Annotated in this window: 19 protein-coding genes; 9 read left to right on the top strand and 10 right to left on the bottom strand. The window is 65.1% G+C overall.

All coding sequences use genetic code 11. The features are described from left to right. Positions 1-197 precede the first annotated feature (197 nt). Entirely contained in the window at positions 198-803 is a 606-nt protein-coding gene (locus tag ACLBKT_RS10385) for a DUF4142 domain-containing protein (protein ID WP_410182841.1), read from the top strand. A gap of 69 nt (positions 804-872) precedes the next feature. On the opposite strand, the gene otsA is transcribed toward ACLBKT_RS10385, so the two are convergent. The 3 genes from otsA to ACLBKT_RS10370 all read right to left on the bottom strand — a co-directional run bounded on the left by otsA (position 873) and on the right by ACLBKT_RS10370 (position 4419). Then, the gene (otsA, locus tag ACLBKT_RS10380; protein WP_410182840.1) at positions 873-2291 is read right to left on the bottom strand and encodes an alpha,alpha-trehalose-phosphate synthase (UDP-forming); all 1419 of its coding nucleotides are present in this window, start codon (positions 2289-2291) and stop codon (positions 873-875) included. 158 nt (positions 2292-2449) lie between these two features. Next, positions 2450-3160, bottom strand: coding sequence for a trehalose-phosphatase (gene otsB / locus ACLBKT_RS10375; RefSeq protein WP_410182839.1), 711 nt, complete (start codon positions 3158-3160; stop codon positions 2450-2452). After that, positions 3160-4419 (bottom strand): cation:proton antiporter, encoded by a 1260-nt coding sequence (locus tag ACLBKT_RS10370; protein WP_410182838.1) that lies wholly within the window; start codon positions 4417-4419, stop codon positions 3160-3162. The genes otsB and ACLBKT_RS10370 overlap by 1 nt, the downstream gene beginning before the upstream one ends. A 628-nt stretch (positions 4420-5047) precedes the next feature. Between ACLBKT_RS10370 and ACLBKT_RS10365 the strand changes: the two genes are divergently transcribed. Next, complete coding sequence (locus ACLBKT_RS10365; RefSeq protein WP_410182837.1) at positions 5048-5800, top strand: Crp/Fnr family transcriptional regulator; 753 nt, start codon at positions 5048-5050, stop codon at positions 5798-5800. Positions 5801-5863: 63 nt separating this feature from the next. On the opposite strand, the gene ACLBKT_RS10360 is transcribed toward ACLBKT_RS10365, so the two are convergent. Together ACLBKT_RS10360 and ACLBKT_RS10355 are read right to left on the bottom strand one after the other, a co-directional pair. Next, on the bottom strand, positions 5864-6238 hold the full coding sequence (locus ACLBKT_RS10360) for a response regulator (protein ID WP_410182836.1): 375 nt from the start codon (positions 6236-6238) through the stop codon (positions 5864-5866). 13 nt (positions 6239-6251) lie between these two features. Beyond that, entirely contained in the window at positions 6252-8390 is a 2139-nt protein-coding gene (locus tag ACLBKT_RS10355; protein WP_410182835.1) for a PAS domain-containing protein, read from the bottom strand. 152 nt (positions 8391-8542) lie between these two features. Between ACLBKT_RS10355 and ACLBKT_RS10350 the strand changes: the two genes are divergently transcribed. The 3 genes from ACLBKT_RS10350 (at position 8543) to ACLBKT_RS10340 (ending at position 10161) form a co-directional block, all read left to right on the top strand. Next, positions 8543-8788, top strand: coding sequence for a hypothetical protein (locus tag ACLBKT_RS10350; RefSeq protein WP_410182834.1), 246 nt, complete (start codon positions 8543-8545; stop codon positions 8786-8788). Between the two features lie 178 nt (positions 8789-8966). Continuing rightward, positions 8967-9695, top strand: a complete 729-nt coding sequence (locus tag ACLBKT_RS10345; protein ID WP_410182833.1) for a Crp/Fnr family transcriptional regulator — start codon at positions 8967-8969, stop codon at positions 9693-9695. A gap of 139 nt (positions 9696-9834) precedes the next feature. Next, complete coding sequence (locus ACLBKT_RS10340) at positions 9835-10161, top strand: SemiSWEET family sugar transporter (RefSeq protein ID WP_410182832.1); 327 nt, start codon at positions 9835-9837, stop codon at positions 10159-10161. A gap of 35 nt (positions 10162-10196) precedes the next feature. On the opposite strand, the gene ACLBKT_RS10335 is transcribed toward ACLBKT_RS10340, so the two are convergent. Continuing rightward, entirely contained in the window at positions 10197-10559 is a 363-nt protein-coding gene (locus ACLBKT_RS10335; RefSeq protein ID WP_410182831.1) for a PRC-barrel domain-containing protein, read from the bottom strand. A 258-nt stretch (positions 10560-10817) separates the two neighbouring features. Between ACLBKT_RS10335 and ACLBKT_RS10330 the strand changes: the two genes are divergently transcribed. From ACLBKT_RS10330 to ACLBKT_RS10315, 4 genes are all read left to right on the top strand, one after another. Continuing rightward, positions 10818-11336, top strand: coding sequence for a sigma-70 family RNA polymerase sigma factor (locus tag ACLBKT_RS10330; protein ID WP_410182830.1), 519 nt, complete (start codon positions 10818-10820; stop codon positions 11334-11336). A gap of 39 nt (positions 11337-11375) precedes the next feature. Next, positions 11376-12299, top strand: coding sequence for a FecR family protein (locus ACLBKT_RS10325; protein ID WP_410183678.1), 924 nt, complete (start codon positions 11376-11378; stop codon positions 12297-12299). Between the two features lie 4 nt (positions 12300-12303). Then, complete coding sequence (locus ACLBKT_RS10320; RefSeq protein ID WP_410182829.1) at positions 12304-14673, top strand: TonB-dependent receptor; 2370 nt, start codon at positions 12304-12306, stop codon at positions 14671-14673. Positions 14674-14749: 76 nt separating this feature from the next. After that, positions 14750-17890, top strand: coding sequence for an autotransporter domain-containing protein (locus tag ACLBKT_RS10315; protein ID WP_410182828.1), 3141 nt, complete (start codon positions 14750-14752; stop codon positions 17888-17890). A gap of 61 nt (positions 17891-17951) precedes the next feature. Here the strand turns inward: ACLBKT_RS10315 and ribB are convergent, their stop codons facing one another. The 4 genes from ribB to ACLBKT_RS10295 are packed head-to-tail and all read right to left on the bottom strand — an operon-like array spanning position 17952 to position 21716. After that, on the bottom strand, positions 17952-18566 hold the full coding sequence (ribB, locus tag ACLBKT_RS10310) for a 3,4-dihydroxy-2-butanone-4-phosphate synthase (RefSeq protein ID WP_410182827.1): 615 nt from the start codon (positions 18564-18566) through the stop codon (positions 17952-17954). Next, a complete protein-coding gene (locus ACLBKT_RS10305; RefSeq protein ID WP_410182826.1) occupies positions 18563-19135 on the bottom strand; it encodes an NADPH-dependent FMN reductase in 573 nt (190 codons plus the stop codon). Before ACLBKT_RS10305 ends, ribB begins: the two co-directional genes overlap by 4 nt. Further along, the gene (locus tag ACLBKT_RS10300; protein ID WP_410183677.1) at positions 19132-20622 is read right to left on the bottom strand and encodes a glycerol-3-phosphate dehydrogenase; all 1491 of its coding nucleotides are present in this window, start codon (positions 20620-20622) and stop codon (positions 19132-19134) included. The genes ACLBKT_RS10305 and ACLBKT_RS10300 overlap by 4 nt, the downstream gene beginning before the upstream one ends. Next, on the bottom strand, positions 20622-21716 hold the full coding sequence (locus tag ACLBKT_RS10295; RefSeq protein WP_410182825.1) for a YeiH family protein: 1095 nt from the start codon (positions 21714-21716) through the stop codon (positions 20622-20624). Before ACLBKT_RS10295 ends, ACLBKT_RS10300 begins: the two co-directional genes overlap by 1 nt. Positions 21717-21736: the final 20 nt, after the last annotated feature.

The raw sequence follows: 21736 nt of genomic DNA, 5'->3' as shown, positions 1-21736 counted from the left end.
TCCGTCATGTTTCTCTCCCCTGCCTCTCTTGGGCCACCTTCCGTCCTTTTTCCCTATACTCGGCAAGGATTTGCGCGCCCCGGACGCGTGCGAAGCGCTAAACCGGGTCACTGGCCTATGTGAGTTCGTCCCCCGGTCTCGCGTCCTATCAGTGGCAGCCTCCCGCCGCGTGCGCGGCTGATGTGAAAGGATGGACCATGCGTATCCCATTGCTCATCGTCGCCAGCCTGCTGGCGACGGCCTGTGACAGCCCCGGCTCTGACGAAAACATGGCAGCCAGCGGTGTCGGCCAAGCTGAAAACGACGCCGACAACGCCTTGTCCGAAGAAGCCCCCACATCGCTGGCCTTCGTGCAGGCCGCCGCCATGTCGAACCTCTATGAAATCGCCGCTGCCAACATCGCGCTCGACAAGGCCGAAGCCGGGTCGGTGCGCGATTTTGCGCAGATGATGGTCGCTGAACATTCGAAGGCGCTGGAGACGCTTGAGGATGCCGTGGGAAGTTCGGGCCAGACGCTCGCATTGCCGATCAAGCTTGACGCCGATCATCAGGCCAAGGTCGACATTCTTCAAAGCCTTCAGGGCGCCGCCTTCGACCGCGAATATCTGAGCCAGCAAATGACCGCGCACCGCGAGGCGCTGACCTTGCTCAAGGCCTATGGCGGGGAAGGCGAGCTTGCGGAGCTGCGCCAGTTTGCCCAAGGCGCGATCCCGACCGTGCAGAAGCACCATGACTGGCTTGAGAAGAACACCCCGCAGCCGGGCACGGCGATGGCAGGCGGCCAAACCACACCGACGCCTTGACGAGATCGCCCGTCCGACAAAGCACACCCCGTGTGGCGGCGCGCCGCACGGGGTTTTGCTTGCGGGTCTTCAATCGGCGTTGACGGCTTTGGGCAGCAGGCGCGCGGCGGGCTTTGGTCCGGCCTCTTCCAGCGCAGCCAGGAAGGTCTTCGACCACCAGTGAACGTCCTGTTTGACGATGCAGTCGAACATCGCCTTGTGCCGCTCCTGCCGTTCGGCAAGCGGCATGGAAAGCGCGCGGGCGATGCCATCGGCCATGTCTTCGCTGCTGTGCGGATTGACGATGACCGCGCCTTCCAGCTGCGCGGCAGCCCCGGCAAAGCGTGACAGCACCAGCACACCGGGATCGGCGGGATCCTGCGCAGCGACATATTCCTTGGCGACCAGGTTCATCCCGTCCCGCAAGGGCGTCACCAACCCGACCCGCGCCGCGCGGTAGATGCCGAACAGTTTCTCCCGCGCGTAGCCGTGATTGACGTAACGGATTGGCACCCAGTCAATCGTTGCGAATTCGCCATTGATGCTGCCCGACAGCGCATTCAGTTCCGCGCGGATCTGTTGGTAGCTCGGCACATCCCCGCGGGATGGCGGTGCGATCTGAAGCAGCGACACCTTTTCGCGCAATTCCGGGTGGTTGGTGAGGAACTGCTGGTAGGCAATGAAGCGCTCCTGCAAGCCCTTCGAATAATCGAGCCGGTCGACACCCACGATCATGTCGCGTCCGACCGCGCTGACCATCAGCTGGGTCTGCGCCTGCTTGGCCACCAAGGTGTGGGCGGCGCTGCAGAAATCGGCGGTGTCCAGCCCGATCGGGCAGACGAGCGCTCGCGTGCGCCGCTCTCCGAAACTGACGAACTCGCCGTCAATCTCGGCATCAAGATGGGCAGTGACATAGTCCATGAAGGCCTGCCGCCATTCGTCCGACTGGAACCCTACCACATCGTAATCGAGCAGGCTTTCGACCAGCTCGCGGTGATTGGGCAGCGATATCAGCAGGCTTGGCGGCGGCCAGGGGATGTGGAGGAAGAAGCCGATCCGATTGCGAAAGCCACGCTCGCGCAGCTGCTGGCCGAGCGGCAGGAGATGGTAGTCATGCACCCAGACGAGATCGTCCGGCTCGATGAGCGGGGCGACCGTCTCGGCAAAGCGGTGATTGACCCGCGCATAGCCGCCGGCAAAATCGCGCGCGATCTCGGTGAGGTCGAGCCGATAGTGGAACAGCGGCCACAAGGTGCGATTGGCAAAGCCGTTGTAATACTCCTCGATGTCCTGCGCTTCGAGATCGATGGTCGCTGTGGCGACGCCATTGGCGCGGCGAAAGGTGATCTGGCCGGTGAACTCGTCGGTTTGTTCACCCGACCAGCCGAACCAGATGCCGTTGCTGGCGCGCAGACCTGCCGCCAAGGCGACGGCCAACCCGCCGCGATTGGCGGTCTCGCCTTCGGTTTCGATCTGCACGCGGTTAGAAATGGCAATCAGGCGAGGCATCGGCGACCCTCCGTTATGGGGCACGGCCGCAGCGGGTGCGACCTGGCAGGGGTAAAGCCGGGGCGAACGGAGTCCGCGAAGTCCAGCGACCGTGCGACCCTTGCCCGAACCGGGCAAACCAAAAAATGGCCTATGTGGTAAATTTGGCCGAGGGCCGGTTACGCCAGCAATTTGCGGATGTGGCGCATCACTTCGGCGGGTCCAGCCAGCACGTCATCGGCGTGCGCGGCGATCTTCTGCCCCACCGCAATCCCGCGCCCGCCCAACTTGCGGGCGGCAATGATGGCCGGAATGTCTGTCAGGTCGTCACCGATATAGACCGGACAACTTCCGGCAAAGCGCCTTCGGTCCATGATCTGGCGCACGGCCTCGCCCTTGTTTGCGCCGGGCAAGAGCAGTTCGAACACCATATCGCCGGGCTGGATCGCAAGGCGATGATCCTCAGCGCATTCCCTGGCCCAATCATGCACTGCCTCGCGCAGCGTAGGCGCGAGGCGGTAATGCAGGCCGAGGCCGAAGGTCTTGAGTTCGATCACCACGCCCTTGTGCGCGCCAAAGCGCTTGTGGGTCTCGCGCGCCAGTCGAGCGAACAGCGCCGAGTGTTCGGGCGCGCTCAGCAGGCCGTCGCTGCGCAATTCGAGCCCGTGGCTGGCGGCGACCGTGACGCCGCTCAGGCTCTCCCCCCACAGCGCATCGAGCTGTTCGAGCGAGCGGCCGGAAATGATCGCGACGCGCCCGTCCAACCGTGCCATCGCCTCGGCCATCAAGGCGCGCAGATCGTCACTTACCGCGATGGCATCGGGCGTGGCAGTGATCGGCACCAGCGTGCCATCGAAGTCGAGCAGCAGGGCGAGGGGGTGCGGGTGCATTATTGCGCCTGCTCAGGTGCATGCCGGGGTCTCCGGTTTGGCTCTGATGCGGTATCGGCGCGGATACCTGCGAGCACGGGTGCGGCACTGAGGCCATGGACCAGGGCGGAGAGCGCAATCGCCACCAGCACGATCAGCCACAAGTCGGCCAGCCCCGGCAAGGGCGCCGCGCTGGCGGCAAAGGCGAGGTAGTAGAGGCTTCCGATCCCGCGCACGCCAAAGGCGGCGGTGACAAAGCGTTCGCGCGGCGGCAAGCCCGATCCGCCCAGCGCGACCCACCCGCTCAACGGGCGGACAAGGAAGATGAGGCTTGCCGCGATAGCGATGTGCGTCCACTCCACCCTCGCTGCATAGGTGCCGAGGGCCGCCCCCGTCATCAGCAGCAAAACCGCTGTCAGTGCGTGTTCAATGGCGAGGTTGAAGAGGTGGAGATTGCTGTGGAAGCTGTGCTTGGCCTCGACCCGGCGGAACGCCATCCCGCCCACGAAGCAAGCGATAAAGCCGTAGCCGTGGATGAACTCGGCCGCGCCGTAGCATACCAGCACGCCCGCCAGTGCGAGGACGCCTGACCCGGTTTCGGCGAGGATATTGCCCATCGGCCAGCGAAACACCACCTGCCCGAGCAGCCACCCGGTCAAACCGCCGCTGACCGTGCCCACTGCGATCCGGTAAGCGACATCATAGCTGAGCCAGTGGAACGCTTCGGTGCCCGAAATCCCGCCCAGCCCTGCAATGGCGAGGTAGACGAAGGGGAAGGCCAGCCCGTCATTCAGCCCGGCTTCGGTGGTGAGCGCGAAGCGTACCGGATGCTCGCCGCCTTCGGTTGGCGGGCCGACCTGCAAATCGCCCGCCAGCACCGGATCAGTGGGCGCCAGCACAGCGCCCAGCAGCAGCGCGCTCGCCAGCGGCAGGCCGGCTGCCATGCCCGTCAGCACCATCGCGCCGATGGTCAGCGGCATCGCCACTGCCAGCAGCCGCCACGTCACCCGCCAGCGCGCAAAGGGACGCACCACATCGAGCCGCATGCCCGTGGCAAACAGCGCGACGATCACCGCCATTTCGCTCAACGTCTCCCACCATTGGGGATGGCTGATGGGGGTGAACAGCGGCGGCGCCTCATCGATCGCCAGCGCGCAGACAAAGCCGGCAAGGATCAACAGCGCCGACGCGGTCGGCTCGCGGCCCGACACGAACCGCGGCAGCCAGAATGCTGCCAGAATGGCCAGCCCGGCGAACAGCAGGAATTCGTGGTAGGACATGAATAGGTGACTGCCATTGGTCCCGCGGGAGGAGCGAGAGCCGAGGGCATGGCGTGGGCAACGGACCCGAACACTAACCGGGTATAGAAACCCTCCCGAGGCGACCCTGACGGTTCCCTCAAGCCGTGGCTGCGAAGCCCCCCAAAAAACCCCGCCCATCGCTGGGCGGGGAGTATATTGGGGCAATGACCGGGCCAAAAGAAAGCCGAACGCAGCCCGGGTCATCCGATGACCGGAAGGATCGGGACCTTCTGGTAACGTTATCTCTGCCCAGCCCACATACTGCACGCTCTAACCTAAATTGGACTCGTGCAAATTAGGGTGCCCGGACGGCGCTCGCGCTGCCATATCAGGCCTCTGCGCTGCGCATGGTGACAGATCCTCGTCTTTGTTTTCAGCCATCACGGAACAATATCGGTCAAACCGAATTGTGTCGTGTAGCCAGAGAGGCCACGTTGTGGGACTTTGCTTCGCCCAGTTTACCGATCAAGGTGGTTGTCCAAGTCAGTGTGCCGCTTTTTTCCGGTGAGCCGAACACAATTCGTCCCCCGACGTAACTTTTGAGTGAGAGAAGAAACGGCTAGTCAGGGATATTGCATATGACGCAACACTCCCGAGGAGGACGCCAGTGTCCAATGCTTTTTTACAACGCCTGACGCACGCGGCCGCACTCTCGGATGAGGAGCTGGCCGCTGTCGAAGAATTATGCCGGCAGCCCAAGGATATCGCGGCCAAGAAGTATCTCTCGCGCGATGGGGACGAGATGGTGTCCTTCCCCGTCGTGTTGAGCGGTTGGGCTGCGCGCTACCAGATCCTGCGCGATGGCGCGCGGCAGATCACGCGCTTGCTGCTGCCGGGTGATGCCTTCTATTTCGATTCGTCGCCCGATGGTGTCGCGATCGAGGAGGTCATCACTCTCAGCGCGTGTCGTATCGTCAACATTCTGCACGCCGATATGCGGCGGGTGATCGACCGTTTCCCGGCAGTGGGTGAAGCGATGCGCAGCTATGGCAGCATGGAAAATGCCGTGATGGCATCATGGGTGGTCAATGTCGGTCGCCGCGATGCACTGGAGCGGATGGCGCATCTGATTTGCGAAGCGCATTACCGGCTTTCGCTGGTCGATCCGAAGCTGGAGGAGCAGATGTTCTTCCCCCTGACGCAGGACGATCTGGCCGACGCGCTCGGCCTGACCCCGGTGCACATCAACCGCAAGCTGCAACAGTTGCGTCAGGATCAATTGATCACGCTGCGATCAAAGCAGCTGATCATTCATGACCTGCGGAGCCTGCAACAGGTCGCCGGGTTCGACAGCGCCTATCTCGCACCGCGCACTCAGACGCCGCGCAATCGCGAACCGCTGAAGGCGATCGCGGCGTAACGGTCCTCGGCGATGAGGGAATTGGTGAGCGCAGTGGGATCACTGCGCTCACCGCACATTGTGCTAACCCGCGCGTGTCGCAAGCCCCGCAATAACGCTGATGACCCGGTGAAGGTCGGCCGGCTTGCTGATGCAGACGCTGGCGGCAAGGTCATCAGGCAGCATCCCCGCATCATAACCGGTCAGGAAGGCAAACGGGATTGCCCGCGCCTGCAACTCGCGCGCGAAATCGAACGTGTGGCTATGGCCAAGGTTGATGTCGATCAGCGCCGCATCAATCGGCCCTTCGGCGAGCAGACTCGCTAGATCGGGCACGATCGCGGTGACGGCGACGACCTTGGCACCGGCTTGCTGGAGCATCTGCTTGCAATCTTGTGCCTGGTAGTAATCATCCTCGACGATGATGATGCGGCACCCGGAGAGCACTCTGTCAGTCATGGCAGCGCCCCAGTCAGGAACGGGTCTCGAGAATGCTGCCGGAATCCGTCAGCGGAAACTCCAGCTGCGCCAGCACGCCAGTGTCGTGAATATCGAAGCGTCCTTCGCCCTGCAATTCGTAGGGCACGCGCTCCTCGATCAGGCGCCGCCCGAAGCCCTTGCGATTGAACTTCGTTTTGCGCTGCGGGGCGGTTTCCTGCCAGCGCAAGGTCATCCAGGGCTTGCCGTTCTTTTCGAGAGTCGTCCACACGATCCGAATATAGCCGGTATCGCCCAGCGCGCCATATTTGATCGAGTTGGTTGCCAGTTCATGGACCGCGAGTGTGACAATCTCGGCGGCATGGGGCGACAGCGCGATGGGTGGTCCGTCCAGATGATACTGGTGCGGCTGGGCGGCGTGGACCAGCAATTCCTCGCGCACGAGCTCGGCCAGATCGACGTTGCGGCCGGGTGAGCGGGTGAGGGTGCTCTGGGTCCGGCCCATCGCCTGCAAGCGTCCGATCAGGTGATCGACATAGTCGCTGACATTGCGATGGCTGGGTGCCGACAACCGGGCAACCGAACGGACCATGCCGATCAGATTGCGCACGCGGTGCTGCAATTCGGCGACGAGCAGCCTTTGCCATTCCTCCTCGCGACGGCGCTGGGTGGTGTCGACCATGGCCCCGAGCATTCGCACCGGCTTGCCGTCGTCGTCAAACAGGAATCGGCCGCGCGCAGAGAGCCAGCGAACTTCACCGGTCGGATGGCACACGCGATATTCGTTGAGATATTCGCAACCGCTTTCCATCGCGTCCCTGATCTTGCCCTCGGTGGCGCTGCGATCGTCGGGATGCACGCGGTCCGACCAGATTTCATAGCTCGGCACGATCTCGCCCGGCTCGTACCCTTCCATGCGGAAATGTTCGTCAGACCAGGTCAATTCACCGGTTTCGACATTCCAGTCCCATAGCCCGACCTTGCCGATTTCGCTCGCCACCCGCAGCATTTCTGCGCCGTGGGACAGCTGCTGTTCGACCTGACGGCGGGCGGTGATGTCGGTGGCCATGCCGAACCATTCGGTGATCTCACCGTCGTCGCCCAGCACCGGGATCGCGCGCGATGAAAGCCAGCTGAGAGTGCCGTCGGCGGTCAGCACGCGGTGTTCGATCTTGATCGGCTGGCGGTTGCGGATCGCCTCGGCGAGCGCAGCTTCCACCATCGCCCGGTCGCTCTCGGGGACGAAGTCTTCAATCCAGTTACCCGCCGCGCCGCGATTGCCGAGCAGGTCCCGGCCGCCGACCTGCTCCATCTCCGTACCTTGCGGGTTCATGCGGAAAATCAGATCGGACGTCGCCTCGATCAGGGATTGCAGGCGACCTTCGCTGTGACGCAGGGCGATTTCCATCGTCTTGCGAGGGCCGATATTCTCGAACAGGATTCCGACCTGATAGGGCGCTTGCTCGCCAATCGGGAAAGCGAAGACGTCAAACCAGCGCCCCATGGCGGAGGATTCGCTCTCGAACCGCTTGGCCACCCCGCTCAAGGCGATGGCACCATAGGTTGCCGGCCAGTGATCCTCGATATCGGGCTGCATCGAGCGCATGGTACGACCGATCGGGTCGATCAGGCCGGTATGACCGACAAAAGCGTCATTGGCTTCAAGGAAGCGGTAATCGACCGCCTTGCCCTCGTCATCGAAGACGACCTCAATGATGCAGAAGCCCTCATCGATTGCGTCGAACAACAATTTGTAGCGGGCGTCAGCTTCGCGGCGCCCGGCACGGGCGACGTGTTCGCTGGTGATGTCACGGATTCGCACCATGATCGCACCGCGTTGGCCATGATTGATCGGGGTGAGTGCAATTTCATAGACCAGCGGCTGATCTGATCCTTCCTGAACCAGCGTCTCGGACGTTGCGTTGGTGAGAGCGCGGGAAAAATGTTCCGACCACTGGGTCGCGTGCCTTGGGAACCGCTCCCGCAGGCTTTGTCCGGTAAGGTCGTCCAGCTTGAACAGCTTACAAAAAGCGGTGTTGGTCGAAAGATAGCGCCAGTCGCTTTCCTGATCCTCCACAACTTCCAGTGGTTCAAGAACGCACACCGCATCAGGCAACGCCTTGAAGACGGTGCTGAACAGGCTTTCGGCAGCTGCGTGTGAAAGATCCGGCATTAAATCGCCTCTCGAGCGGGGCATAAGCGATTGGGCAGTGCGCGGGATTAACATAAGTTGGTCAGGCGAACAGCACGTGCGAGGCTCCTAACGCACGATAGGGACACTGGCTCCCAGAGGCCGAGAATGGTTCGTATGCAAAGGAGCATATTATGCGAATGATTTTCACGATGCTCGCTGTTGGCGGCGCGGCCTATGCGCTTTCCCGCAAGCTGGCTGAACGCAACGTCAGCCACGGCAATGCCGCCTATGCGGGCAACCAGCCGCGCCAGTCCCACGGTGACGTCCGCGATTCCGGCCCCGAAGCGATGCGCGATCCCCCGGTACGCAAGTGGACGAACGTGGACGAAGCCAGCGACCAGAGCTTTCCCGCGAGCGATCCGCCCGGCAATTACTGACGCCAAAGCGGCGGAACGTGGCGAGGCGCGATACGACAGGCCGGATTTCCAAGGCATTCGGTCGCATGTTTCGTCGCCAGAATGGTGATCTGGGTTAGTGTCCCTTATTTCGTATTCGCTTTGAAGCGGGCTGGATGCTCCAGCCTGATCTGAGTCGGGACCAACGCGAATGGCCACAATGACCGATGCCGGGACGGAACCCTTGTTCCGGCTGCTCAGCCGCTACATGGCGCTCGACCAAGCCGACCGCGTCGCGCTTTCGGCGCTGGAGACAGGCCCGCTCCGCCGGTTCAGTGCGCGCAATGACATTGCGCGTGAGGGGGAGAACCCCTCGGTCGTCCGCCTGCTGGTGTCGGGCTGGGCGTGCCGTTACAAGGACTTGCCGGATGGGCGCAGGCAGATTGTCGGGTTTTTCCTGCCGGGCGATTTCTGCGATCTGAATGTCTACATCCTGCACGAGCTCGACCATTCGATCGGCGCGCTCACGAGCGTGAAGTTCTACGAAATCCAGCCTGAGCAGTTTCAGGAGGTGATCGACCAGCGCCCGAACCTGATCCGCGCTCTGCTGTGGCACGAAATGGTCTCGTCGGGAATCCAGCGTCAATGGCTGCTGTCGATCGGGCAGCGCTCGGCATTGGAGCGGCTCGCGCATCTGTTCGTTGAGCTATACTACCGGCTGCGGGCGGTGGGCCTAGCAACGGGGCTGACGTTTGAGTTGCCGATCACCCAAAACCACCTGGCCGAAGCCAACGGGCTGAGTCCGGTGCATCTCAATCGCACCTTGCAGGAAATGCGGCGCGAGGGACTGATCGAATTGTCCGACCGGCAGCTGAAGATCAATGACCTTAAACACCTGAAAGAGGTGGCCATGTTCAACAGCAACTACCTGCACTTCAACCGGACCTAGCACAAGCTGTCGTCTCGGTGCGCCCGCTGGTCGCACGCTCAGGTAGGTTTGGAACTCAGGTTATGGGTGATTGCTCCATTTCCGTCTGTGCTCCAGCCGGATTATCAGGAGCATCGGGCATGGGTGCGAGTGAACAACAATGGCGGCAACAGGCACGGGTGTCATGGTGATCGACTGGGTGACGATTGTCGGCACCATCGGCGCTTGCGCTTCGGTGGCGAGCTTTACGCCGCAGGCCTGGAAGATCATTCGCGAACGATCGACCAAGGGGCTGTCGCTCGCGATGTTTGCGCTGACGGCGCTGGCGTTTGCGGCTTGGACGACGTTCGGCGTGCTCCAAGGCGAATGGACGCTGATCATCCCCAATGCGATCTGCCTGTGCTTTGCGTTGTTCATTCTCGGCATGATCGCGCTGCCGCAGCGCAAGACCGAAGAAGTCGCCGAAGCGCTCGATCCGGTGGAGTGATGGCCCCGCAATCATAGCGGGGCCATCGGATCGGCTTAGTAGGTCACACCGTAGTAGGAATAGACCTGCTGGCCGTAACCGGCATTGTAATCCGGTTCGTCATTGTCGGCATAGCGGGGTGCATCCTGAAGCCGATCCTTGTCGAGATCGACCACATAGCCGCTGTGATCCGTGCTGTAGTTCAGCATCTTCCACGGGATCGGATAGTAATCGGCGCCGATGCCGAGGAACCCGCCGAATTGCATCACGGCATATTCGGCCTTGCCCGACCGCTTGTCGACCATGAAGTTGTGCACGGTGCCGAGCCGTTCGCCGCCCATATTGTAGACAGCCGTGCCTTCGACCTTGTTCGAAGCGATCAGTTCGCGGGTTTCGCCGGTATTGATGGTATCTGCCATGGGAATGTCCTCCGTTAGTAGGCAGTCACGATGCTGCGGCTCGGGCGGACTGGCGGCACTCACATAAATCACCCACCTGCGCCCGCGTCCGCGAACCGCCCCAAAGCTGCGGTGGAGGGCAGCTGCGACAGGGCCGTGCGTCTGCATGGCCTGTTCGGGCGGGAGATTTGTGCCTAAGAGAGCCGCGCTCGCCCTGGGTTCAGGCGCGGGGCGGACATGCTTCGACCACTTTTCGCCCTTATCGTGTCCGGACTCCCGATGGCCCCCACCGCCCAGATCGAGCAGGCCTATCTCGCCAACCGGACACGCTTGCTGCGCTTTCTGCGCGCGCGCGGCGCGGGGGATGCGGCCGAGGATCTGGTGCAGGAGCTGTGGCTCAGGCTGGCAGCCGCGCCCGACCCGGAGGCCGCCAGCGGGATCGGCTACATGATGCGCGCGGCTGACCGCCTGATGATCGACCGCTACCGCGCGGAGCGTCAGGGCACCTTGCGTGACCGGGCGTGGTCCGAAGCCCAGCCCGGCCTCACCGACAATATCGCGCCAGCGCCCGATGCGACCCGCATCATCGCCGCGCGCCAGCATGTCGCGCTGATCGAGCAGGCCTTGACCGAGGTGGGGGACCGGGCCGCCGCGATCTTCCGCCGTCACCGGATCGAAGGCGTCACCCAGCGCCAGCTCGCCGATGAATTCGGGGTCAGCCTGAGCACGGTCGAGAGCGATTTGCGCCGTGCCTACGGCAGAATCGTGGCTGTGCGGGAGGTGATCGATGAGGCATGAAGCGATCGGCTCCGTCTTGTTGGCAGGAGAAACCATGTGATGAGACCTGACCAGCCGATCCGCGAACAGGCCCTCGCATGGGCGATGTTGACGCGCGAGCCCGACTTTGCCGATTGGGACGGCTTTACCGCCTGGCTTGAGGCGGACGCTGAGCATGCGGCTGCCTATGATGCGGTGCAATTCGCGCTCGATGAGGCGGATGCGCTGCTGGACACCGTGCCTGAGCCTCATGTCCCCCCCGCCGCCAATGATAACCTGCCGGGCGGCTGGCTGACCACGCGCCGCGCGTGGTTGGGCGGGGCGATTGCCGCGTCGCTCGTGCTCACTTTCAGCTTCATGTTCGGGTTCGGCTCGCGGGGCGAGACGCTCTACGCCACTGCCCCGGGCGAGACGCGGCTGATCGCGCTCGACGATGGCAGCACGGTGGAACTGGGCGGTGGAAGCCGCTTGGCGGTGCTGGGTGATCGCGCGGCCCGGCTGGACGACGGGCAGGCGCTGTTCACCATCCGCCACGATGCCGCCGAACCTTTCGTGCTGACGGCGGGCGCCGACCGATTGGTTGATGCTGGCACCGTGTTCGATGTCCGACTCGCGGGCCAAGCGCTCGATCTCGCCGTGGCCGAGGGCGCGGTGATCGTGAATCCTGAGGCGCAAGCGCTCAGGGTGGATGCGGGCGAGCGGGCGGTGCGGACGGGCGAGCGGTATTGGGTCGGGCGCATCGATCCGCAGGCGGTTGGCGAATGGACCCGCGGCCGGATCAGCTTCGAGGCGGCGAGCCTCGCCGAAATCGCCGCTGAATTGACCCGTGCCACGGGCATTGCCTTCACCGCAGCCCCCAGTGACATTCGCCTTGCCGGTAGCATCGCGCTGGATCAGGTGCGGGCCGATCCCCGCGCACTTGAAGCGCTGCTCGGAGTGCGGGTCACGCCGCGCGGCAAGGGCTGGGTGATCGCGGCCGAGTGATCCTGTGAGAGCCTTCGCCCCTCTTGTGATCGTTGCTGCGCTTGCCGCGCCCGCGCCTCTGGCGGCGCAGCCGCGCCAGCTGGCGATTCCGGCGGGCACGGTGTCGGAGGCGGCGATTGCGATTGCACGGGCGACCGATGCCAGCATCGTCATCGCTGACCCTGGATTGGGGCGGCAGCGGGTGGCCGGGATCAGGGGCCGGATGGATGCCGAAAGCGCGGTGAGGACGCTTGCCCGGGCAAGCGGGATGCAGGCGGTCAAGGTCGGGCCGAAGGCATGGCGGCTGGTTGCCGCGCCGCCCCGCCGCGCTTCCATGATGCCGCGCCCACGTCCGCTGCGCGTCGCGGCCCCTGCTGCCACGACTGCGCTGCCGCCGGAGACCGAAGGCGCGCCGATCATTGTCACCGCCAGCAAGCGCGATTTGACCTTCGCTGAAATCGCCGGGCAGGTGACCCTGCTCGACGGCGCAGTGCTCGAACGCGGCGGGGTGGGCGGCACCGAGAAGATCATGCAGCGCGCGGCCACGGTCAGTTCGACCTATCTCGGCAGCGGGCGCAACAAGCTGTTCATTCGCGGGATCGCGGATTCGAGCTTTACCGGGCCGACGCAGGCCACCGTCGGCCAGTATTTCGGCGACCTGCGCCTCAGCTACAACGCGCCCGACCCTGATCTGCGCCTGTCCGATATGGAGCGGGTCGAGATTCTCGAAGGGCCGCAGGGTACCCTCTATGGCGCAGGCTCGCTGGGCGGGATCATCCGGCTGGTGCCACGCGCGCCGGAAGCGGGGGAGACCAGCCTCGTCGTCTCGGGCGGGGCCAGCGCGATTGCCAATGGCGAACCCGGCGGCGATCTTCACGCAACCATGAACTTGCCGCTGGTGGGCGAGACCGCGACCTTGCGCGCCAATATCGATCTCGCGTCACTCGGCGGCTATATCGACAAGCCCGAAATCGGCGGCCGCAATGTCAACCGCACCGCGATCCTCTCGGGCCGCGCGGCGCTGCGGGTCGACCTCGCCCCGGGCTGGAGCGCGGATGTGATCGTGCTGGGCCAGGATACGGAGGCGGAGGACAGCCAATATGCCGACCGCAGCGGCGAACGGCTGGTCAGTTCGGCGCGGGTCACTGAAGGCTCCGCTGCGCAATATGGGCAAGGTCAGCTGGTCATCACGGGACAGATCGGCGAGGTGCGGATCAAATCTTCCACCGGGATCGGGGCGCAGGACCTGACCGAGCGTTACGACGCGACCGAGCCCGGCGGCCCGCCGCGCCTGTTCCGCCAGCGCAACGAAACCCGCATGATCGCGAACGAGACCCGGATCTGGCAGCCGGTCGGCGATCATTTCGGCTGGGTGCTCGGCACCAGTGTCATCGACAACCGCAACACGCTGACCCGCGCGCTTGGCCCGGCGGGGGAACCTGCGGCGGCGGCCACCGGCGTCGAAAACACCGTGTTCGAGATCACTGGCTATGGTGAGGCGAGCTATCGCCTGTTTCCGGCCGTGACGCTGGCGGCGGGCCTGCGCGTCACCAATGTCGAAATCGGCGGCGAGGGCGAGAATGTCGCCCTGCAAGTCGCGCTCGCGGGCCGTGCGGTCACGGCCGAGCGGCGCGAGACCGCCTATCTGCCATCCGCCTCGGTGCTGGTCGATATCGCGGAAGATGGCCGCGCCTATCTCCGCTATCAGGAGGGGTTCCGTCCTGGCGGGCTGGCGGTCTTTGGCGATTTCGTGCGCCAGTTCCGCTCCGACTACGCCCGCACCATCGAGCTCGGCGGCGGCTGGGGCCTTCCCGGGCGCGGGCCGTTCGACCTTGCGGCCAGCATTTCCTACACCCGCTGGCGCGATATTCAGGCCGATTTCATCGACGATGGCGGCCTGCCGTCGACCGCGAATATCGGCAATGGCACGATCTGGGCGGCGAGCGTTTCGGGCAGCGTTCGCCTCGCTCCCGGCCTGCGGGCGGAAGCGGGTGCGACGCTCAATGACAGTGACGTGGACGAGCCGGTGCTGATCGCGCTCGCCCGCCTCAGCCGCATTCCGAACATCGCGCGCTTCTCTGGCCGGGCGGGGCTGGCTTGGCGGCGTGCCTTCGACAATGGTACCGCAATCGAGGCGGATGGCTGGGTCAGCTATGTCGGCAAATCCCGGCTCGGGATCGGGCCGGAACTGGGCGAGTTGCAGGGCGACTACCTCGATAGCGGGCTGATCCTGCGCTTCGGGCGCGAGAATGCTGGGCTGACGCTTTCCGTCACCAATCTCGCGGGGAGCGAGGGCAATCGCTTCGCGCTCGGCACGCCGTTCACCACCGGGCGCGAGCAGATCACGCCGCTGCAGCCGCGCACGATCCGCATCGGGTTCGACACGCGCTTCTGATTTTTTTTCGCGCAGCAGCCAAGGCTGCGCGGCTGCGCCTCCGTCTCTTGGTGAAACGCACCAGGAGAATACCCCGATGACCGCCCTGCACCGCACGCTTCTTGCCGGTACGGCGCTGGCTGCCCTTGCGCCGCCGCTCGCCGCACAGACCGTCATCAGCACCGCGCGCACCACGCCGGTCGTGACCTCGACGGTGAATGGCGGGCAGCCCAATGATGTGCGGATCGAGACGGCAGGCTCGGTCACGGTGACCAGCGGGACAGCGGTAACGGTCGACAGCAACAATGCGGTCGCCAATGCGGGCACTATCACGATCAGCAACGCCAATGATGCGACCGGCATTCTGGTGTCCGGTCCGCGCACGGCCACCATCACGAACACCGGCACGATCACGATCGACGAGACCTATACTCCCACCGACAGCGACAATGACGGCGACATCGATGGGCCGTTCGCGCTGGGTAGCGGCCGCACCGCGATCCGCATTGATGGTGCGCTGACCGGCAATCTCGTTCACTCCGGCACCATTGTGGTCGAGGGCAACAATTCCGCTGGCATCCGCGCCAGTGGTTCGATCACCGGCACCTTCACCCATGACGGCAAGACCACCGTGACCGGCAACAATTCGGTTGGCGTGGCGGTTGGCAACGTCTCAGGCAATGTCCGGCTGGCGGGAGAGATCACCGTGCGCGGGGCCAATGCGCAGGGCGCGGTGCTGGGCGGCAATCTTGGCGGCGCGCTGCGGGTGCAGAGCGCGATCACGGTCAGCGGCTATCGCTCGGTCCCGGCCCCTGCCGACGTCTCGCGGCTCGATGCGGACGATCTTCTGCAAGGCGGCAGCGCGCTGGTGATCGAAGGCAATGTCGCCAAGGGCATCATCTTTGAAGTCGCACCGGCCGATCTCGTCACCACCGATAATGACGAGGACAAGGACGGGATCGAGGATGCCAAGGAAGGCAACACCCGTATCCTCGCCTATGGCGCGGCGCCTGCGGTGCAGATTGGCGGGACGAGCACTATCGCCATCGGTGCGACCGAGGGCACACCCAACAATTTCGGCATCGTCATGGCGGGCACGATTCTGGGCGACGGGGTCTATAGCGGCGTCAACGGCACAGGCATGCGGATCGGCGGGCGCGGCGGCAATGTCACCATCGCCAACGGAATGCAGATCAACGGCCAGATCGGCGCCGCCGCGCGGGGAGCCAACGCGACCGCTCTGGAGCTGGCCGCAGGCACGAGCGTACCGACCCTGAGCAACGCGGGCACTATTGCCGCGACGGTCTCCGGCACCACCACGGGCGATGCAACTGCGGTGTTGATCGGAGCGGGCGCATCGCTCCCGGTGCTGCGCAACGCCAAGTCGATCACCGCGACCACGGTGTCCGGCGGCGGAGCCTTCGCCATTGTCGACCGGTCCGGCACGCTCGGCCTGATCGAGAACAGCGGCGCAATCAGCGCAAGCGGCGCGCTGGCGACGTCGAACCGCAATGTCGCAATCGACCTTTCGGCCCGCACGGGTGACAGCATTGTCCGCCAGACCGTGGTTGCCGCGGGCAATACCGCCCCCTCGATCATCGGCGATATCCGCTTTGGCAGCGGGTCCGACCTGCTCGATCTGGCGGACGGCGTGGCGAGCGGCACTGTCAGCTTCGGCGGCGGCACCAACCGCTTCCAGATGAGCGGCGATGCGGCCTTCAGCGGCACGGTCGATTTCGGTGGCGGGGCAGGCACCTTGTCGATTGCCAACACCGCCGGGTTCGGCGGGCGGCTGGTGAATGCGCAGAATGTCGCCATCGGTCTCAGCGGCGGGACGCTCGCGCTGAACGGCCCGACCACCATCGCCAGCCTCGATGTCGGCGCGACCGGTGTGATCGGCGCGACGCTGGGCAGTGGAGCGGGCAGCGACACCGCGATCACCGTCACCGGCAATGCGACCTTTGCGAGCGGCTCCAAGATCCGCATCCGCCTCTCCGATCTCAACACCGCCGGTGGCACCTATGCGGTGATCTCCGCCGGCAGCCTGACCGGCGCGAGCAACCTGACCGCGGATTCTGCGCTGGTGCCGTTCCTCTACAAGGCCGCGCTGGCGGTGAATGGCAACACCATCAACGTTGCGATCAACCGAAAGGCGACCGGCGAGCTTGGCCTCAACACCGCCGAAAGCGCAGCCTTCGACAAGCTTTTCATCGGGCTCGCGGAGGACGACAAGGTCGCCGACCTGTTCCTTGGGATCGGCACGGCGGACGTGTTCCAGGCCTATGTCGCCCAGACCCTGCCCGATTATGCGGGCGGCACCTTTGAGGGCCTGTCGAGCGGTCTGCGCGCCTTTGACCGGCACTTCATGGACCCCAACTCGCCCTTCGATGAAGAAGGCAAGTTTCGCATCATCGCCGATTTCGCCAACTGGAATTCCGAAAAGGACCGCGGGCAATCGGCGGCCTTCGATCTCAACGGCCTCGGCTTCCGCGGCGGGGTGGAATACCTCAGCAAGCTCGGCGCCATTGGGGTGACGGGCAGCTGGCTGTGGAGCAAGCACACCTCCGGCCCGTTCGACAATTCGGTGCTGGGGGACAGCTACGAAGGCGGCATCCACTGGCGCGGCAAGTTCGGCCCGGTGATCGGCTTTGCACGCGTCGGCGCGGGCAAGTCGGACTTCTCGGGCAGCCGCGTGTTTGCGGGCGGGACCGGGGACGACGCGGTCAACCTCACCATCAACCGCGACTGGAGCGGCGATTTCGTTTCGGCCAGCGGCGGCGTGTCGATTGAAGGCGGCGGGCAGTTCTTCTTCTTCCGTCCCTCTCTGGTGGTCGATTACCTGCGTTTGAAGGAAGATGGCTACGAGGAAACCGGCGGCGGCGATGCGCTGGACCTGACGGTCGAGGGCCGGTCGAGCAAGGAAGTCGGCATCAATGGCGGCGTCACGGTCGGCGTCGATATGTGGGGTATGCAGGCGCGCGACACCGGCTGGTTCCGCATCGAAGCCGAAGGCGGTTGGCGCGAATTGCTCACCAGCGATCTCGGCGTCACCCGCGCGAAATTTGCCGATGGCGCGCAGTTCACGCTGACCCCGGAAGGGCGCGACAGCGGCTGGTACGCCCGCGCCCGCGCGCTGGGCGGGGACGGAAGTTACAAAATCGCCGGTGAAGTCGGGCTGGAAAACCAGTTCGGCAATATCGGCTACAGTTTGCGTGCGTCGATCCGCTTCGGCTGGTGACGCGCGCGGGTGCCGGCTTTCTATGCCCCCCCCGCACGTTGGGCCGGCACCCACCTTCAAATCAGCCCCGCGCCAATTCCAGCCGGGCGATCAATGCGCCGATGTCGGCGACGGCCAGATCATGGGCCGCGATAAGCTCGCCGATATCGTCGATCCGCGCCATCTCGCCATCATCGCGCATGATCGAACAGATCACCGCGGCATCCCCTGCACCGGCCATTCGCGCGAGATCGATCGCCGCCTCACACGCCGCCGCGCGCTCCAGCACGCCGCCGGCCCGCGCGATCAGCGGGAAGACATGGCCGGGCGAGTGAATGTCGGCGGAGGTCGCGCCATCAGCCATCGCGACCTTGACGGTATGCGCCCGGTCGGCAGCGGAAATGCCGGTGGACACGCCCTCGGCCGCTTCGATCGAGCGGGCAAAGGGCCGCCCGGTCTGACGCGCGGTGCCGGGGTTGACCAGAGTGAGGCCCAACTGCTCGGCACGCGCTGGCGTAACCGCCAGACAGATCAACCCGCGTCCGTGGGTCGCCATGAAGTTGATCGTTTCGGGAGTGACGTGCTTGGCGGCACACATCAGGTCGATGTCCCCACCGCGCAGCCGGTCACCCGAAATCACCACGATCCGCCCCGCGGCAACAGCGGCAAGTGCCGTGTCCAGACACGCGCTGGTCACGCCAGATCCCTCCCGGCCGCAAAGCTCTTGGCGCCGAGCACCACCTGCTTGCCCACCAGCTCCAGCTGACCCCGCGCGCGTTCATCCAGGCACTCGCCATCGGGCGAGAACAACCCACGATAGGTGCGGATCGTCGCGCCCATCGGGGTCGGCCAGCCGCGCAAGGCATGGGTGATCGCGCGCATGGTGAGCAGAGTGCTCATTGACGCCTGATCGCCAAACGCGGTCGCAATCAGCCCGACCGCGCGGCCATCGAGATAGGGGCGTTCGTCCCGGGCGAGGTCCTCAAGGTAATCGAGCGCATTCTTGACCACGCCCGAAATCGTGCCGTGATAGCCCGGCGCGGCAATCAGCAAGCCATCGGCCTGCCGCACCGCTTCGACCAGCTCCGCGCCCATCGCTGCCGTATGGCCGGGGCCGAGATAGTGCGGCAATCCGGCGCAATATTCGCCGCCGAACACCGTCACCTCAGCCCCTTCGCTCGCGGCGATTCCGGCGGCGAGGCGCAGCGCCTGCTCGGTGGAGGAGCCGGGATTGACCGTACCGCCAAGGGCTACGATTCGGGTCATGCGGGGGTAATCCTTTCGGTGATGTAGGCAGCGAGCCGCGCGGTTTGCGCGTCCGTGAAATGCAGGCCCAGCTTGGTCCGTCGCCACAGCACATCAGCGGCAGTGCGGGCCCATTCGTGAGCGACGAGGTAATCGACTTCCGCGGCCGTCAGCCCGTGGCCGAAAGCCTCACCCAAGTCGGCAGGCGAGGTCGCATCGCCGAGGATGGTCGCGGCGGAGGTGCCGTAAAGCCGGATCAGGCGGTGGGCCTCGCGCGATCCCAGAAAGGGATAACGCGCGGCCAGATCGCGGGCGAGGGCGGACGCATCGAACCGCCCGAAATCGCCACCAGGCAGAAACGCCTTGCCCGTCCAATCCTCGCCTTCCAGCACGGGGAGGAAGGGCTCAAGCTGCCGAATGGCCTCGGCGGCGAGTTCGCGATAGGTGGTGATCTTGCCGCCGAACACCGAAAGCAATGGCGCCGCCCCGTCGATTCCGCCGTCGAGTTCGAAGCTGTAGCCACGGGTCGCTGCCTCGGGCTTGCCCGAGCCATCGTCGATCAGCGGGCGTACCCCGGAATAGGTCCAGACCACATCGGCGGGGGTGACGGGCTGGCGGAAGTATTCCGAAGCGCCCGCGCACAGGTAGGCGATTTCCTCCGCACTGGCACGCACTTCGTCGAGGCTGCCGTCGTGATCGACATCGGTGGTGCCGATCAGGGTGAAGTCCTGTTCATAGGGGATCGCGAAGAAGATCCGCCCGTCGGGCAGCTGGAAGAAATAGGCGTAATCGTGGTCGAACAGCTTCTTCACCACGATGTGCGAGCCGCGCACAAGGCGCATCTTCTGCGTGGTCGGTTCGCCCGCGCGGCCCAGCAGGTCGAGCACGCGCGGTCCGGCGGCGTTGACGACGGCGCGGGCGTGGAAGGCCTCGCCCCCCGCCTCGATCCGCCAATGGTCGCCCGCGCGGGTGAGCGCTGTCACCTCGCAGCGGGTGCGCACATCGGCTCCGCGATCCGCCGCGTCGCGGGCGTTGAGCACCACCAGCCGCGCGTCATCCACCCAGCCATCGGAATAGGCAAAGGCGCGGGTATATTCCGGCTTGAGCGGCGCGCCGGCCGGATGCCGGGTCAGGTCAACCCCCTCGGCAGAGGGCAGATATTTGCGCCCGCCGATATGGTCATAGAGGAAGAGCCCCAGCCGCAGCAGCCAGCGCGGGCGCAGGCCGGGGCGGTGAGGCAGGATGAAGCGCAGCGGCCAGATGATGTGCGGCGCGATGCCCCACAGCACCTCGCGCTCGGTCAGGGCCTCGCGCACGAGGCTGAACTCGTAATGTTCGAGGTAGCGCAGCCCGCCGTGGATCAGCTTGGTGGAATTGGAGGAGGTGCCTTCCGCCAGATCGCCGCGCTCCAGCAGCAGCACCTTGGCCCCGCGCCCGGCGGCATCGCGCGCGATCCCGGCGCCGTTCACGCCGCCGCCGATGACGGCAAGGTCGAACACCTCGGGCATCAGATCATCCACCACGCAAAGCCAAGCGCCACTGCGAGCGACGCAATAGTCGCCGCCAGCACCGGCATCACCGACCGCCAGCCGAGGCCCAGCAACAGGTCGGTGCGCGTTCGCATCGCGGTGGCGGTGACGGCCAGCAGCAGCAAGGTCTTTGACAGGGTCAGCGCGTGGCCCGCGAGATCAGCGGGCAGGGTGACCAGCGAGTTCACCCCCACCAGCGCCAGAAACGCCAGAATAAAGCCCGGCAGCAGCGGCACCCGCGTCCGGCCCACGCCTTCGGGCAACGGTTCGGCGCGGGCGATCCACAGCGCGGCGAGCGTCACCAGCGGGGCGAGCAGGGCCACGCGGGTCAGCTTCACCACTGTCGCCTGCGCGCCCGCTGCGTCCGACACGGCGAAGCCTGCGCCAATCGCCTGCGCGACATCATGGATCGATGCGCCGACGAGGAACCCGGCCTGCGCATCGCTGAAGCCGAGCATCCGGGTCAACGGCGGATAGGTGACGAGCGCGATTGCGCTGGCGGCGGCAAGGATGACCAGCGTCAGCGTGAAAAGCGCCTGATCGATCCGCTCGCGCCCGATCACGCCATACAGTGCCAGCGCCGCCGAAGCGCCGCAGATCGCGGTCGCCCCGCCCCCGAGCAGGCCGACCGATGGGCTCTGCCCGGTCAGACGGGCGGCGGCGAGAGCAGCGATCAGCGCGGCGCCCATCACCAGCGCGAGCCCGAGGAACGGCACCAGGCCCATCGCCATTACCTGCATCGCGGTGACCTGCACCCCGAGCAGCACGATCCCGGCGCGTAGGCCATGGCGCGACACCCAGTCGAGCCCGTCATGGGTGCGCGGGTCTGCGGCCGCAAAATTCAGCGCCAGACCAAGCAGCAAGCCCGCCAGAATGATCGGGACCCCGTAGTTCTGGCTGAGCCACGCCGCTGCCGCCCCGGCGATGGCACAGATCGCCAGGCCGGGGACGAAACGCGACAGCGGCTTCTTCTCGGCTTTGGCAGCCGCGGCAGCCGCCGTATCGGCGAGCATGATCTCGCCGAACAGGTCGCCGGCAAAAGCCTCGTAATCGGGGCGCGCTTCGCGCTTCATGCCGTTCAGCCTGCCTTATG

The sequence above is a fragment of the Erythrobacter sp. W302b genome (assembly GCF_046452395.1).
Lineage (GTDB): Bacteria > Pseudomonadota > Alphaproteobacteria > Sphingomonadales > Sphingomonadaceae > Erythrobacter.
The sequence above is the reverse complement of the archived record's forward strand: the minus strand, read 5'-3'. Positions and strand labels throughout refer to the sequence as shown.

Excerpts from the sequence above, each read along its gene's own strand:
- ACLBKT_RS10355 (WP_410182835.1), bottom strand. The coding sequence starts at position 8,390 with ATGCCGGATCTTTCACACGCAGCTGCCGAAAGCCTGTTCAGCACCGTC.
- ACLBKT_RS10315 (WP_410182828.1), top strand. The coding sequence starts at position 14,750 with ATGACCGCCCTGCACCGCACGCTTCTTGCCGGTACGGCGCTGGCTGCC.
- ACLBKT_RS10350 (WP_410182834.1), top strand. The coding sequence starts at position 8,543 with ATGCGAATGATTTTCACGATGCTCGCTGTTGGCGGCGCGGCCTATGCG.
- ACLBKT_RS10295 (WP_410182825.1), bottom strand. The coding sequence starts at position 21,716 with ATGAAGCGCGAAGCGCGCCCCGATTACGAGGCTTTTGCCGGCGACCTG.
- ACLBKT_RS10300 (WP_410183677.1), bottom strand. The coding sequence starts at position 20,622 with ATGCCCGAGGTGTTCGACCTTGCCGTCATCGGCGGCGGCGTGAACGGC.
- ACLBKT_RS10370 (WP_410182838.1), bottom strand. The coding sequence starts at position 4,419 with ATGTCCTACCACGAATTCCTGCTGTTCGCCGGGCTGGCCATTCTGGCA.
- ACLBKT_RS10385 (WP_410182841.1), top strand. The coding sequence starts at position 198 with ATGCGTATCCCATTGCTCATCGTCGCCAGCCTGCTGGCGACGGCCTGT.
- ACLBKT_RS10325 (WP_410183678.1), top strand. The coding sequence starts at position 11,376 with ATGAGACCTGACCAGCCGATCCGCGAACAGGCCCTCGCATGGGCGATG.
- ACLBKT_RS10340 (WP_410182832.1), top strand. The coding sequence starts at position 9,835 with ATGGCGGCAACAGGCACGGGTGTCATGGTGATCGACTGGGTGACGATT.
- ACLBKT_RS10305 (WP_410182826.1), bottom strand. The coding sequence starts at position 19,135 with ATGACCCGAATCGTAGCCCTTGGCGGTACGGTCAATCCCGGCTCCTCC.
- ACLBKT_RS10360 (WP_410182836.1), bottom strand. The coding sequence starts at position 6,238 with ATGACTGACAGAGTGCTCTCCGGGTGCCGCATCATCATCGTCGAGGAT.
- ACLBKT_RS10330 (WP_410182830.1), top strand. The coding sequence starts at position 10,818 with ATGGCCCCCACCGCCCAGATCGAGCAGGCCTATCTCGCCAACCGGACA.
- ACLBKT_RS10345 (WP_410182833.1), top strand. The coding sequence starts at position 8,967 with ATGACCGATGCCGGGACGGAACCCTTGTTCCGGCTGCTCAGCCGCTAC.
- otsB (WP_410182839.1), bottom strand. The coding sequence starts at position 3,160 with ATGCACCCGCACCCCCTCGCCCTGCTGCTCGACTTCGATGGCACGCTG.
- otsA (WP_410182840.1), bottom strand. The coding sequence starts at position 2,291 with ATGCCTCGCCTGATTGCCATTTCTAACCGCGTGCAGATCGAAACCGAA.
- ACLBKT_RS10335 (WP_410182831.1), bottom strand. The coding sequence starts at position 10,559 with ATGGCAGATACCATCAATACCGGCGAAACCCGCGAACTGATCGCTTCG.